The following is a 13,844-nucleotide window of genomic DNA, read 5'->3' on the forward strand; positions in this document are numbered from 1 at the left end:
ATCAATTCAGTCGTTTTTTTTGCTAAAGTCGCAGTAAATTTCCTGCAAGGACTGGATATGCTGATTCTGATTTCACCTGCAAAAACGCTCGACTACCAAAGCCCGCTGGCAACGACACGTCATACGCTGCCCGAGTTGCTGGATCACTCTCAGCAGCTTATTCACGTAGCACGCCAGCTCTCTGCACCTCAGATTGGCAAGCTGATGGGGATTAGCGACAAGCTGGCGGATCTGAACGCCACCCGTTTCCATGACTGGCAGCCTGACTTCACGCCGGACAATGCACGTCAGGCCATCCTGGCGTTTAAAGGCGACGTCTATACAGGGTTGCAGGCTGAAACCTTCAGCGAGGCGGATTTCGACTTCGCTCAACAGCATTTACGGATGCTGTCCGGGCTATACGGCGTTTTACGTCCGTTGGATTTGATGCAGCCTTACCGTCTGGAGATGGGCATTCGTCTGGCCAATGCGAAGGGTAAAGATCTCTACCAGTTCTGGGGAGATACCATCACCGATAAACTTAACGAAGCGCTGGAAGCGCAAGGCGACAGCGTGGTGATCAACCTCGCCTCGGATGAGTATTTTAAATCCGTGAAGCCGAAAAAACTCAACGCTGAGCTTATCAAACCAGTCTTCCTCGACGAGAAAAACGGCAAGTTCAAAGTCATCAGTTTCTATGCCAAAAAAGCGCGCGGCCTGATGAGTCGCTACATTATTGAGAACCGCTTAACACAGCCGGAACAGCTGACCGCATTTAACAGTGAAGGTTATTTCTTTGATGAAGAAGCATCAGGAAACAGCGAACTGGTATTTAAACGCCACGAGCAATAGTAAAAAGGCCGGATGACGGCTAACGCCTTATCCGGCCTACAGGTTTTGTTGGCCCGCTAAGCAAAATGCCAGCGGGCACAACCGTTATCCGCGGGTCATCATCAGCTTACGCAGCGCAGCAAAATCAGCAGGCAGGTGATGAGAAAGCAGCGGCAGATCCGCGCGTTCCGCCAGTTCTTTTGGCAACGCCAGCGTCAGGTCAAGAATCTCTTCAACGCTTTCTTTAAACTTCGCCGGATGCGCAGTACCGAGGAACAGGCCATACTCGCCAGGGTTTAGCTGGTCACGCAGCGCGCGGTAAGCCACCGCCGCATGCGGTTCTGAGGTGTAGCCCATCTCATGTAACTCACGCATCGTGTCCTGAGTCGTGGCATCGTCAACGGCGGCATAACCCAACTCATTCAGACGCCAGATTTTACGGCGGAACAGTTCTTCCACGCGCGGCCAGTTGTTCGGCTGGCTGACATCCATCGCATTCGACAACGTCGCCTGAGTCGCTTTCGGTGCCCACTCACCTTCTGCAAGGAAGCGCGGAACCGTATCATTAACGTTAGTCGCCGCGATAAAACGCTTCACCGGCAAGCCCAGTGATTTCGCCAGCAGCCCGGCAGTCAGATCGCCAAAGTTACCGCTGGGAACGGAAATCACCAGTTGATTACGCGCCTCTTGCGGCAGTTGAGCCACAGCCTCAAAGTAGTAACAGATTTGCGCCAGCAGACGGCTAATGTTAATTGAGTTAGCCGAGTTCAGTCCCAGAGCCACCTTCAGCTCTTCGTCATCAAACGCCTGTTTCACCAGCGCCTGGCAGGCATCAAAATCGCCATCAATAGCCACAGTTTCAATGTTACCGCCCAGCGTACAGAACAGTTTTTCCTGTAATGGGCTGATCTTGCCGTTCGGGTAGAGGATCACCACGCGCACATTTTTCAGGCCATAAAAGGCATGCGCAACGGCCGCCCCGGTATCTCCGGAGGTCGCCGTCAGAATCGTTACCGGTTTGTCGCCACTAATGTGCGTCAGCATCTGCGCCATAAAGCGCCCGCCAAAGTCTTTAAATGCAAGCGTTGGGCCGTGGAACAGTTCCAGACAGCCGACATCCGCGGCAACCTGAGCAACCGGTGCCGGAAAGGCAAATGCCGCACGCACGCGCTCTTCCAGAATTTCCTGAGGGATCTCATCACCAATAAATGCGGACAGGATCTTCGCGCTGCGGCTAACGAAGTCCTGCTTCAGCATCTCATCCACTTCTGTCAGATTGAATTCCGGTAGATCGTGCGGAAAAAACAATCCCTGATTCTTGCCCAGTCCTTGCGTAACAGCCTGTGCAAAGCTGACCTGTTCGTTGTGATCTTTCAGATTATACAGTTTCATTGATTATCCCAGTACCCGTGCGCCCGCCGTGTCCAGCCGGCAAATATGAACAAAGCCTTCCTGATTTTGCAGGTAATTTTTACCCAGCCAATCTGCTACGCGCTGTGCCGTATCCGGCTTATCGCACAAGGCGAACAACGTCGGCCCAGACCCAGATATACCGCTGGCCAGTGCGCCAATTTCGGCTACCGCCTGACGCGCCTGGCTAAAGCCTGGCAGCAAGCGGGTACGATACGGCTCAGCAATGACATCTTTCATCAGCTTCGCGGCCAGAAGAGGCTGACGGGAATAGCAGGCATGGATGAATCCCGCCAGATGCCGCCCGTGAGCGATACAGTCCTGACGGCGATACTGCGCTGGGAGAATCGCCCGCGCTTCAGCCGTCGACACTTTAATCCCTGGATACGCCAGTACCCACAGCCACTCATCAAAGCCTGGCACCTGCTGGCTAATAATGCCGTTTTCTTCAATCATTAACTGCATACCGCCCAAAAAGCACGGGGCGACGTTATCGTAATGAATACTGCCGGAGATACGTCCTTCAAGTTCGCCCATTATCGCTAACAGGCGCGTATCGTTGAGCGGCTTACCGCAATGTTCGTTCATAGCGACTAACGCCGCCACGACGGAACAGGCGCTGGAGCCTAACCCGGAGCCAATCGGCATATTTTTTTCCAGCGTCATCGCCACCGGAACGGTTTTACCCAGCTCCTGGCAGAATCGCTCCCAACACTGGTAGACAATATTTTCACGTGGCTCGGACGGCAGCTTATTGGCAAAGCGCCCAAGGTTGTTCAGGCTAAACTGGTCAGCCGCCTCAACGGACACCACATCACCCAACAGCGAACCATCCACCGGAGTTACCGCCGCACCGAGGACATCAAACCCGACGCTCATATTGGCACTGGAAGCCGGGGCATAAACTCTCACCATGTCAGACTCCTAACTTCCATGAAAGGGTGCGTAGCAGGTCGGCAAAGACGCCCGCCGCCGTCACATCGTTACCCGCGCCATATCCGCGCAGAACCAACGGTAACGGCTGATAATAGTGGCTATAGAACGCCAGCGCGTTTTCACCGTTTTTCACTTTAAACAGCGGATCGTTGCCGTCTACTGCATCAATTTTCACGCGACAAACGCCGTCCTCTTCGATATTGCCAACATAGCGCAATACTTTTCCCTCATCACGGGCTTTCGCCACGCGCGCGGCAAAGACGTCATCCAGCTGCGACAATTTCGCCATAAACGCGGAAACATCACCGGAGTCATCAAACTCTTTTGGCAGGACCGGCTCAATGACAATGTCAGAAAGCTCCAGCTCACGACCGGTTTCACGGGCCAGGATCAGCAGCTTACGCGCCACGTCCGTACCGGAAAGATCGTCACGCGGATCGGGTTCGGTATAGCCCATCTCACGCGCCAGGGTGGTGGCCTGCGAGAAGCTCATGCCTTCATCCAGCTTGCCGAAAATAAACGACAGTGAGCCAGAAAGGATGCCTGAAAAACGTTGCAGTTCATCACCTGCGCTGAGCAGATTTTGCAGGTTTTCAATAACCGGCAGGCCCGCGCCCACGTTGGTGTCGTACAGGAATTTACGACGTGACTTCGCGGCGGCAAAACGCAGCTGATGGTAGTAATCCATCGACGACGTATTGGCCTTTTTGTTCGGCGTAACCACATGGAAGCCTTCGCGCAGGAAGTCGGCATACTGGTCTGCTACCGCCTGGCTTGACGTACAGTCGACAATCACCGGATTGAGCAGATGGTATTCTTTCACCAGACGAATTAAGCGCCCAAGATTGAAAGGCTCTTTCGCGCTCTCCAGCTCCGACTGCCAGTTTTCCAGATTCAGACCGTGGACGTTGGTCAGCAGGGCCTTCGAGTTCGCCACGCCGCACACGCGCAGATCGATGTGTTTCTTTTTGAGCCAGGTTTGCTGACGTTTAAGCTGCTCCAGCAGCGCACCGCCCACGCCGCCTACGCCAATCACAAACACTTCAATCACCTGGTCGGTGTTGAACAGCATCTGATGGGTAACGCGTACGCCGGTGGTCGCGTCATCGTTATTCACCACCACCGAAATAGAACGCTCAGACGAGCCCTGGGCGATCGCTACAATATTGATGTTCGCCCGAGCCAGCGCGGCAAAGAACTTCGCCGAGATGCCGCGCAGGGTGCGCATACCATCGCCAACGACCGAGATGATGGCCAGACGCTCAGTCACCGCCAGCGGCTCCAGCAGGCCTTCTTTCAGTTCGAGATAGAATTCATCCTGCATGGCGCGTTGCGCACGCGCGCAGTCGCCCTGCGGGACGCAGAAGCTGATGCTGTATTCAGAAGAGGATTGGGTGATCAGCACTACCGAGATGCCCGCACGCGACATTGCGGCAAAAACGCGCGCCGCCATGCCCACCATACCTTTCATTCCAGGGCCGGAAACGCTAAACATCGCCATGTTATTGAGGTTAGAAATACCTTTTACCGGCAAATCATCGTCATCACTGCTGGCACCGATCAGCGTGCCGGGCGCTTGCGGATTGCCGGTATTTTTAATCAGGCACGGGATCTGGAACTGGGCAATAGGGGTAATGGTGCGCGGGTGCAGCACTTTAGCGCCGAAGTAAGAAAGCTCCATCGCTTCCTGATAAGACATCGACTTCAGCAGTCGGGCGTCGGGTACCTGACGCGGATCGCAAGTATATACGCCGTCGACATCGGTCCAGATTTCACAACAATCGGCACGCAAACAGGCGGCCAGTACGGCGGCAGAGTAGTCAGAGCCGTTACGCCCCAACACCACTAACTCACCTTTTTCATTTCCGGCAGTAAACCCTGCCATCAGAATCATGTGGTCCGCAGGAATACGGCTGGCGGCGATGCGGCGCGTAGATTCGGCGATATCAACGGTAGATTCGAGGTAATGGCCGACAGCCAGCAATTTCTCCACCGGGTCGATGACCGTTACGTTATGCCCGCGTGCTTCCAGCAGGCCGGCCATGATAGCAATCGACATTTTTTCACCACGGCAGATAAGCGCGGCATTGATGCTGTCCGGGCACTGTCCCAGCAGGCTGATGCCGTGCAGGACGTGCTTAATCTGAGCAAATTCTTGTTCAACAAAGGCTTTGAGCTGCGCCAGCGGAAAACCTGGTTGCTCGGCGGCAAGACCCACCAGCAGCTCGGAGAAAATGCGTTCGGCATCGCTGATATTGGCTAAAGCATCCTGACCACCGATGGTCTTCTCAATCATTGCCACCAGATGGTTGGTAATTTTTGCGGGGGCAGAGAGAACGGTCGCGACCTGCCCCTGTCTGGCATTGCTTTCCAGAATATCGGCAACCCGCAGAAAGCGCTCTGCATTTGCCACTGATGTACCGCCGAACTTCAACACTCGCATGGTTTACCTCATTGCCTTTGGTCGAAAAAAAAGCCCGCACTGTTTAGGTGCGGGCTTTTTCTTGTGTTTCCTGTACGCGTCAGCCCGCACCGTTACCTGTGGTAATGGTGATGGTTGTAGTAATGGTGATGCTGATGCGTTTCATGATGTTGTGTGCTCTGTAATTATTTATTATCTGTCCTGTATTCTTTTAGGGTTAAAGTATCTGCTGACCTAAGTCAATAAATTTTTAAATTGATCACATTCCGAAACTTGTTCATGAGCGACTGCTTGCCCTTTTACTTTCAACCAATACAGCATGTCGAGCCCACTTGAACCAAGATCAAAACACTACAAAACAAAAATTATTCAACATTTTATTTTGTGATGTTTTTTTCAATATCATGTAAAAAACGGTGCAACATTGCCGTGTCTCGCTGCCCCAACAGACCCATTCGCTGTTGCAACCAGTCCGTCAGCTTGATGTCGTCAGAAACGTTCAGCGTGGCTAATAAACGCAAAACGCGCGCGCGCAATGCCTGCAGCTGAAGCTCATCCGTCACCTCAACGTTTTTGGCCGGTTGTTGTATTAAACCTGCTAATTGATAGCAATACACCATCACCGCCTGCCCCAAATTGAGTGAAGGATAGTCAGCGACCATCGGTACACCAGTGAGTACATCTGCCAGCGCTAATTCTTCATTGGTCAGCCCCGAATCTTCGCGACCAAACACCAGCGCAGCATGTTCCATCCACGTGGATTTCTCCTGTAACAGGGGAACCAGTTCGACCGGGGTGGCGTAATAATGGAACTTCGCCCGGCTACGCGCGGTGGTCGCAACGGTAAAATCAACGTCGTGAAGCGCATCGGCTAACGTTGGAAAAACGTTAATATTATCAATAATGTCGCCCGATCCATGCGCGACCCATCGCGTGGCGGGTTCCAGATGCGCCTCGCTGTCAACGATACGTAATTGAGTGAATCCCATGGTCTTCATCGCACGGGCAGCCGCGCCAATATTTTCCGCTCTGGCAGGGGCAACCAGAATAATTGTTAAACGCATTTCGATACTCTTTTTGGTCAGTCTGCAAGTAATAATGTGACGCACATCAACATATTACGCAGCGCAAATTTACATTTTTTTAACAGAAGTCACTGAAAAAGGATTTCGCATCCGGTAAAAAATGCTAAACTATTTCCAAACTGTACTATTGCTTTTTATGTTAACAGAAGTTGTATATCCCTCTGTTTATCCATGATAATTTATTTTAAAATGGATCGCATTGGTTGGATTCATTACATTTATTAATTAGCTCGTGCAACTAGTTGTAATATTGCAATTTTGTGATGAAAGCAAACATTTGGATACGTTGATTTCATCAAACTGTTAACGTGCTACAATTGAACTTGATATATGTCAACGAAGCGTAGTTTTATTGGGTGTCCGGCATGTCTTAGCCTGTTATGTTGCTGTTAAAATGGTTAGGATGACAGCCGTTTTTGACACTGTCGGGTCCAGAGGGAAACTACCCACGACCAAGCTAATGATGTTGTTGACGTTGATGGAAAGTGCATCAAGAACGCAATTACGTACTTTAGTCATGTTACGCCGATCATGTTAATTTACGGCATGCATCAGGCAGGTCAGGGACTTTTGTACTTCCTGTTTCGATTTAGTTGGCAATTTAGGTAGCAAACATGCAGACCCCGCACATTCTTATCGTTGAAGACGAGTTAGTAACACGCAACACGTTGAAAAGCATTTTCGAAGCAGAAGGCTATGATGTATTCGAAGCGACAGATGGCGCGGAAATGCATCAGATTCTCTCTGAATATGACATCAACCTTGTGATTATGGATATCAATCTGCCTGGGAAAAATGGCCTCCTGTTAGCGCGCGAACTTCGCGAACAAGCTAACGTTGCGTTGATGTTCCTGACGGGCCGTGATAACGAAGTCGATAAAATTCTCGGCCTCGAAATCGGCGCAGACGATTACATCACCAAGCCGTTTAACCCGCGCGAACTGACTATCCGTGCTCGTAACCTGCTGTCCCGTACCATGAACCTGGGTACTGTCAGCGAAGAACGCCGTAGCGTCGAAAGCTACAAGTTCAACGGCTGGGAGCTGGACATCAACAGCCGCTCTCTGATTGGTCCTGACGGCGAGCAGTATAAACTGCCACGCAGCGAATTCCGTGCAATGCTTCACTTCTGTGAGAATCCGGGCAAAATCCAGTCTCGCGCAGAACTGCTGAAAAAAATGACCGGTCGCGAACTGAAGCCGCATGACCGTACCGTTGACGTGACTATCCGCCGCATTCGTAAACATTTCGAATCTACGCCGGATACGCCAGAAATCATCGCCACCATTCACGGTGAAGGCTACCGTTTCTGCGGCGACCTGCAGGATTAATTCAATCCTTACAGGTAAAAAAACGGCGCATTATGCGCCGTTTTTCATTTCACCACAGCCCTATTTCCATAAGCGAAACTCGTCACTCTGCGCAGGCTGAGGCTTCGGAATTTCTGTCGGCTTTGGTTTTGGCTGTGCCAGCGAGTGCCAGTCAAGATGACGCGTCAGGAACATCACGCCACACAACGCCACCAACAGCACGCCAGTTCCCAGCAGTAAAGAGCTGTCCTGTGAACGTAGCAGCACCCACATCACCCCATCCAGCCCCAGTAGCGCCACGGTGAACAAAATACTGTTCCGCCAACTCTGTAATATCGCCTGCAGATACACCCCGTTCATCAATGCCCCCACCAGGCTTGCCGTAATCCACGCCGCCGTAAAACCAATGTGCTCAGACAATGCCAGTAGCAGCAGATAAAACATCACCAGCGATAGCCCCACCAGCAGATACTGCATCGGGTGCAGACGCAGGCTGGTCATACTTTCAAGCACGAAGAAAGACATAAAGGTCAGTACAATCAGCAGGATGGCATACTTGGTAGCCCTGTCCGTTAACTGATACTGATCCGCTGGCGTGGCGACGGCAACGCTAAATGCAGGCATTCCCTTCCAGCCAATCTTTTCGCCATCAAAGCGTTCGCCGAGGTTATTCGCGAACCAGCTGCTCTGCCACTGGGCCTTAAATCCTGATTCGCTGATTTCGCGCTTCGCCGGGAGGAAATCCCCCAGAAAGTTGGGATGCGGCCAGTTGCTGGTTAAGATCATTTCACTGTTACGGCCAACCGGAACAACGGAGAAATCTCCGGTTCCGCTCAAATTCAGCGACAGCGCCATGCTCAGGTTTTGCTCCGCCCAGCTCGCGTCAGGTAGCGGAATGTGGATCCCTTGAGCCCCTCCATCCAGCCCCGTCCCTGGCTCAACGGCCAGTGATTCCCCATTGATCTGCGGCGCTTGCACCACACCGATCCCGCGCGCATCCCCCACGCCAACCACGATAAACGGTTTGCCGACGCTGACGTTGGGATGGTTTAAATCACGCAAACGTTCAGCGTTAAACTCGGCCTTCACCGAGAGTTCATTGTGCCAGACCTGGCCCTCATAAATGCCGATTTTACGCGCTTCAACGTTCTGATTCCCCTCAACCACCAACGAATCCGGCAGCCAGAAATGGATATAGCTGCGCTTACGCTGGATCTCTTTGCCATCCTCCAGCGAGGTGTAAAGCTCTGTCACCGGAATGGCTATCAACGGCCCGACCATCTTTTGCGGCCCGCTGGTGCTCTGGCGGATAGCATCTTCGACTTCATCACGATAATCCGATCGCTCAACGATTATCTGCCTGACCATCGTCAGTGGTATTAACAGCAGTATTATGGCGCCGCCTAAGGTGACGATTTTCCAAAACAGGGGTGATTTAAACATAGCGTTCTCCTTTGCAATATCAGCAAGGTAGAACAGCTATGTGCGGAGAATTTGAAGTTATGTGAAGTGACGGTGAAGCGTAAACGAGGCCTGTGCGCCGCCCTCTGGTCGGTTAGATAATGTCACCGTACCTTCATGCAGTCGTGCAACTTCACTGACAAACGCCAGCCCCAAACCGCTGCTCTTGTGTCCATTCTCGCGGGGCAGCGAGTAGAAGCGCTCAAAAATACGCGGCAATGCAAAATCAGGGATGCCGCTACCGCTGTCGGTAACCTGCAATGTGACCAGCTCCTCCTGCTGATGCGCGCTCAGCGTAATCGTCCCGTCCTGTGGCGTGAAGTCGATAGCATTGTCGAGTAAATTCCCCAACGCCTGCTCCAGTAACGCAGGATCGGCAGCGACGCTAAGCGATGAAGGCAAAATGGTCAGCGTGATGTTTTTTGCCGCCAGCTGCACGCTACGCGCCTCTTTGAGCTGAGCAAATAGCGTATCTACCTCCACCGCCGTCAACGTAACGTCCTGTCGATTCTCCAGTCGCGCCTGGCGCAGCAAAGTTTCGACCAGCGCCTGCATACGCGCATTTTGCGTCAGAATATTATCGGTAAAACGCGCTACCACGTTTGGCGGCGGGCCTTCTCGCAATATCTCTGCCGCGCCACGAATGGCCGCCAGCGGACTTTTCAGCTCATGCGTTAACGCGTAGACATACTGCTCAATGTAGTTCTTGCCTTCGAGCTTCAGACGCATACTTTCCAGCGCCTGCGCCAGTTTGCGTAACTCGCTGCTGCCTAAATCAGGCAGTGGGACGGGGCGATTCTCGGTAACGGAGTCGGCATAACGCGCCAGCCGGGCAATAGATCGGTTTATCCACCATACCATCCCGAAGCCAATCACCAGGGCAATGCCCAGCAATACGGCGCTGGCCCACAGCATTCGCCGTTCACTGCGTTTAATCACCGGTGCCATCGCCGCATTTGGTTTGCCGACACTGAGCACGCCGATAATACGCCCACCGTCTACGATCGGCGCGGCAACGTACATCACCGAGCTTTCCGGATCGTTCGGGTTTTGCGGCGTACTGCGGGCGCCATACTCACCACGCAGCGTTAACCACACGTCGTTCCAGCGGGAGTAGTCCTGACCGACGGCCTGGTTGGCGGAATCAAACAACACCTTGCCCTGCGCGTCGGTCATGTAGACATGGTATTCGTTACGCACTTTGTTAATGCCACTGATGTTGGCGTTAAATGGGCGGTTATGCAGCTGCGCAAATGCCTGCGCCAGCTTGCCGTTAGCCGGTGAGTCAGAGAGCACGTCATCACGCGCCAGTGCAGCCAGCAGCGTGGCGGTATCAATTAAAGTACCTTCGGTCGCCCGACGGACGCCTGGCTTAATTTCCTGCACAAAGATAGACAGAACAAACCAGGCGGCGACCGCGACAATCAGAAAATAGCCGAGCAGCAAACGCATGCCAATGCGCATCAGCAATTCCTCAGGCTGTATCCCATACCGCGATGCGTATTGATGGGGGAAAGCTCCGGATTGATAGCCCGCAGCTTGGCGCGCAGCGTTTTGATGTGAGTATCAACCGTTCTGTCAAAGGTATCCTGCGCGTCTGCCCAGACTAAATCCATCAGTTGCTGGCGAGAGTAAATACGTCCCGGCGACATCAGCAATGTTTTCAGCAGCAGGAATTCATAACGCGTCAGGTTCAACGGCATGCTGAACCAGGTAATCTGCGCGGCCAGCTCATTAAGTTCAAAATCCCCACAGCGTGTCATCGATGAAGGCGTGGAGAATTTTTGCACCCGCCGCAGCAGCGTACGCACACGAGCGCACACCTCGCGCGGCGAGAAAGGCTTGGCAACATAGTCATCTGCGCCAATTTCCAGCCCCAACAGGCGATCCACTTCATCGCTGCGCGCGGTCAGAAAAAGGATCGGCAGCGCCGGGTGGCGTTCCAGTAAACGTCGGCACAGTTCAAAACCGCTGATATCCGGTAGCCCGACATCCAGAATGATGGCATCAGGGCATTGCTGGCGAGATTTCTCCAGCACGGGAAATCCGCGCTCAAACGCCTCTACGCTAAACCCTTCCTGTTGCAGCATGTAGATAAGCGTATCAGCGATTCCCTGCTCATCCTCAACCAACCAGATCAACGGCTGTTGCATTGTGCTTCCTTGTTATTGCCGCCACGGCATGATGGGTACCGCACTGATGGCATTTTTGGGCGATCCATCGACAACTTTATCTGAATAGGCCAGATAGGCCAGCGCATTACGTTTCGCATCGTAAAAACGCACGACCTGTAAAGATTTAAACACCAGCGAGGTACGTTTCTTAAATACCACTTCGCCCTGAGCTTTACCGTTCTTGATTCTGTCGCTCAGTTCTACCGGCCCAACCTGCTGGCAAGAGATGGCGGCATCGGAAGTATCTTCCGCCAGCCCCAGTCCACCTTTGATGCCGCCGGTCTTCGCACGACTCACGTAACAGGTCACATTGGTAACATCCGGATCGTCAAACGCTTCGACCACAATTTTATGATCCGGCCCAAACATTTTGAACACTGTATCGACAGATCCAATCTGCTCCGCATGGGCGACCTGCGCCAACATCAGCAGAATTGAGGAAATGACTAAGCTCTTATATTTCATATTGTTACCATTCTTAAAAGTTGTTCTGCGTGATTATTAAACATTTTATGATAAAATGTATACAGATCACAGGATTACAATAATCACGCTTTCGTATGTCCGAAAAAAGCACTTATGAGCAAAAAAAACACTGAATGCTAAAACAGCAAAAAATGCTATTATCCTCATACCTGACGTCAGGTACTCGTTGTTGAAAGGATGAGGATATTTTATGGATCAGGCTGGCATTATTCGCGACCTATTAATCTGGCTGGAAGGTCATCTGGATCAGCCTTTGTCGCTTGACAATGTGGCGGCAAAAGCGGGCTATTCCAAGTGGCACCTGCAGAGAATGTTTAAGGACGTGACGGGCCATGCTATTGGCGCCTATATCCGCGCCCGTCGTTTATCGAAATCCGCAGTGGCGCTGCGCCTGACTGCGCGTCCAATTTTGGATATTGCGCTGCAATATCGCTTCGACTCTCAACAAACTTTTACTCGCGCATTCAAGAAACAATTTTCGCAGACACCAGCGCTGTATCGCCGCTCCCCGGAATGGAGCGCATTCGGTATTCGCCCACCAATGCGACTGGGTGAATTTACAATGCCTGCGCACGAGTTTGTCACCCTGGAAGATACGCAACTGCTCGGCACCACGCAAAGCTATTCCTGCTCGCTGGAACAGATTTCAGATTTCCGTCATGAAATGCGTATTCAGTTCTGGCGCGACTTCCTTGCTCAGGCTCCGGCGATCCCGCCAGTGCTGTACGGGCTTAACGAAACGCGTCCGAGCATTGAAAAAGATGACGAACAGGAAGTGTTTTACACCACAGCACTGACGCCGGAACAGGCCAATGGCTATGTGCCGTCGGCGCAGCCTATCCTGTTACAGGGTGGCGAGTACGTGATGTTTACCTACGAAGGGCTGGGAACCGGTGTGCAAGAGTTTATCCTGACGGTTTACGGCACATGCATGCCAATGCTGAACCTGACGCGCCGTAAAGGACAGGATATCGAGCGATACTACCCGGCAGAAGATGCCAAAGCGGGAGATCGCCCGATTAACCTGCGCTGCGAATTCCTGATTCCGATTCGCCGCTAGCGCTGCAGTTCATCCAACGCAGGGGCGTCCAGATGTGAGATGTCCCCTGCCGTTTCAACGACCCATCCCGGCGCCAGCCATAAGCTTTCCTGGTAATCAACTCGAGAAATAGAACAGTTGCGCAGACGCAAGCGACGTTCAGCCCATGCCGGTAATCCCAGAATTGTACTCACCAGGCAACCCAGCGCGATACCGTGACTGACCAGCAGCGGACGACTTCCCGGCGGCAATTCCAGACAGGATGCCAGCGCCGCGTTGACGCGATCGCTCAATTCCTGCATCGATTCCCCTTCCGGGATACGACCATCCACCGTGCCATTCACCAACTGGCGACGCCAGCCCTCTTCCTCTGGCGTCAGCGTATCGATGTGACGTTTTTCCAGCACTCCCATATTTAGCTCGCGCAGACGGGAGTCATAGGTGATATCACAGCCACAGGCCTGGGCGATGATTTCTGCGGTGCGTCGTGTACGACCAAGATCGCTACTGATGACATGCGTAATACCAAACGAGCGGGCGCGTTCACCCACCTGCATGGCTTGTTGTTCACCTTTAGCGGTTAGTGGGCTGTCTGACTGGCCTTGAATACGTCGCTCGGCGTTCCACTGCGTTTCGCCATGGCGAACAAGGTATACCTGTAACATGCTTTTTTTCCGTTATATACTCGTCATACTTTGAGTAACAGATGCG

General features: G+C 52.6%; 14 protein-coding genes and 1 other annotated feature. Of the genes, 3 read left to right on the plus strand and 11 right to left on the minus strand.

Translation table 11 applies throughout. The features are described 5' to 3' along the window. Window positions 1-57 precede the first annotated feature (57 nt). Window positions 58-831, plus strand: coding sequence for a peroxide stress protein YaaA (gene yaaA, locus OGX89_RS03660; protein ID WP_003829755.1), 774 nt, complete (start codon window positions 58-60; stop codon window positions 829-831). A gap of 84 nt (window positions 832-915) precedes the next feature. Here yaaA and thrC read toward each other — a convergent pair whose 3' ends face one another. The 6 genes from thrC to yjjY form a co-directional block, all read right to left on the minus strand. Then, the gene (gene thrC / locus OGX89_RS03665; protein WP_003829757.1) at window positions 916-2,202 is read right to left on the minus strand and encodes a threonine synthase; all 1,287 of its coding nucleotides are present in this window, start codon (window positions 2,200-2,202) and stop codon (window positions 916-918) included. A gap of 3 nt (window positions 2,203-2,205) precedes the next feature. Continuing rightward, window positions 2,206-3,135, minus strand: a complete 930-nt coding sequence (gene thrB, locus OGX89_RS03670; RefSeq protein ID WP_008786144.1) for a homoserine kinase — start codon at window positions 3,133-3,135, stop codon at window positions 2,206-2,208. Window position 3,136: 1 nt separating this feature from the next. Continuing rightward, on the minus strand, window positions 3,137-5,599 hold the full coding sequence (gene thrA / locus OGX89_RS03675; RefSeq protein ID WP_003829761.1) for a bifunctional aspartate kinase/homoserine dehydrogenase I: 2,463 nt from the start codon (window positions 5,597-5,599) through the stop codon (window positions 3,137-3,139). Between the two features lie 23 nt (window positions 5,600-5,622). Then, window positions 5,623-5,749, minus strand: a sequence feature (Thr leader region). Continuing rightward, a complete protein-coding gene (gene thrL / locus OGX89_RS03680) occupies window positions 5,679-5,744 on the minus strand; it encodes a thr operon leader peptide (protein ID WP_032337689.1) in 66 nt (21 codons plus the stop codon). (Overlaps the previous feature by 66 nt.) A gap of 206 nt (window positions 5,750-5,955) precedes the next feature. After that, complete coding sequence (locus OGX89_RS03685; protein WP_003829762.1) at window positions 5,956-6,642, minus strand: tRNA/rRNA methyltransferase; 687 nt, start codon at window positions 6,640-6,642, stop codon at window positions 5,956-5,958. A 399-nt stretch (window positions 6,643-7,041) separates the two neighbouring features. Further along, on the minus strand, window positions 7,042-7,182 hold the full coding sequence (gene yjjY / locus OGX89_RS03690) for a YjjY family protein (RefSeq protein ID WP_042998021.1): 141 nt from the start codon (window positions 7,180-7,182) through the stop codon (window positions 7,042-7,044). Window positions 7,183-7,277: 95 nt separating this feature from the next. Here yjjY and arcA point away from each other — a divergent pair, with 95 nt between their 5' ends. Continuing rightward, window positions 7,278-7,994, plus strand: a complete 717-nt coding sequence (gene arcA / locus OGX89_RS03695) for a two-component system response regulator ArcA (protein WP_001194359.1) — start codon at window positions 7,278-7,280, stop codon at window positions 7,992-7,994. Window positions 7,995-8,054: 60 nt separating this feature from the next. Here arcA and creD read toward each other — a convergent pair whose 3' ends face one another. From creD to creA, 4 genes are read right to left on the minus strand one after another with little or no spacing between them, the layout of a single operon-like run. Then, complete coding sequence (gene creD / locus OGX89_RS03700) at window positions 8,055-9,416, minus strand: cell envelope integrity protein CreD (RefSeq protein ID WP_126956932.1); 1,362 nt, start codon at window positions 9,414-9,416, stop codon at window positions 8,055-8,057. A 57-nt stretch (window positions 9,417-9,473) separates the two neighbouring features. Next, entirely contained in the window at window positions 9,474-10,898 is a 1,425-nt protein-coding gene (gene creC / locus OGX89_RS03705) for a two-component system sensor histidine kinase CreC (RefSeq protein WP_126956934.1), read from the minus strand. Then, window positions 10,898-11,587 carry a two-component system response regulator CreB gene (gene creB, locus OGX89_RS03710; RefSeq protein ID WP_003829928.1) on the minus strand — a complete coding sequence of 230 codons (690 nt, stop codon included), beginning with the start codon at window positions 11,585-11,587 and terminating at the stop codon, window positions 10,898-10,900. The genes creC and creB overlap by 1 nt, the downstream gene beginning before the upstream one ends. A 12-nt stretch (window positions 11,588-11,599) precedes the next feature. Then, on the minus strand, window positions 11,600-12,073 hold the full coding sequence (gene creA, locus OGX89_RS03715) for a protein CreA (protein WP_003018998.1): 474 nt from the start codon (window positions 12,071-12,073) through the stop codon (window positions 11,600-11,602). A gap of 211 nt (window positions 12,074-12,284) precedes the next feature. On the opposite strand from creA, the gene robA reads away from it, so the two are divergent. Next, complete coding sequence (gene robA, locus OGX89_RS03720; RefSeq protein WP_003829933.1) at window positions 12,285-13,154, plus strand: MDR efflux pump AcrAB transcriptional activator RobA; 870 nt, start codon at window positions 12,285-12,287, stop codon at window positions 13,152-13,154. On the opposite strand, the gene gpmB is transcribed toward robA, so the two are convergent. Continuing rightward, on the minus strand, window positions 13,151-13,798 hold the full coding sequence (gene gpmB / locus OGX89_RS03725; protein ID WP_003019006.1) for a 2,3-diphosphoglycerate-dependent phosphoglycerate mutase GpmB: 648 nt from the start codon (window positions 13,796-13,798) through the stop codon (window positions 13,151-13,153). The genes robA and gpmB overlap by 4 nt on opposite strands. Window positions 13,799-13,844 lie beyond the last annotated feature (46 nt).

The organism is Citrobacter sp. Cpo103 (assembly GCF_030332605.1).
GTDB classification, from domain to species: domain Bacteria; phylum Pseudomonadota; class Gammaproteobacteria; order Enterobacterales; family Enterobacteriaceae; genus Citrobacter; species Citrobacter portucalensis.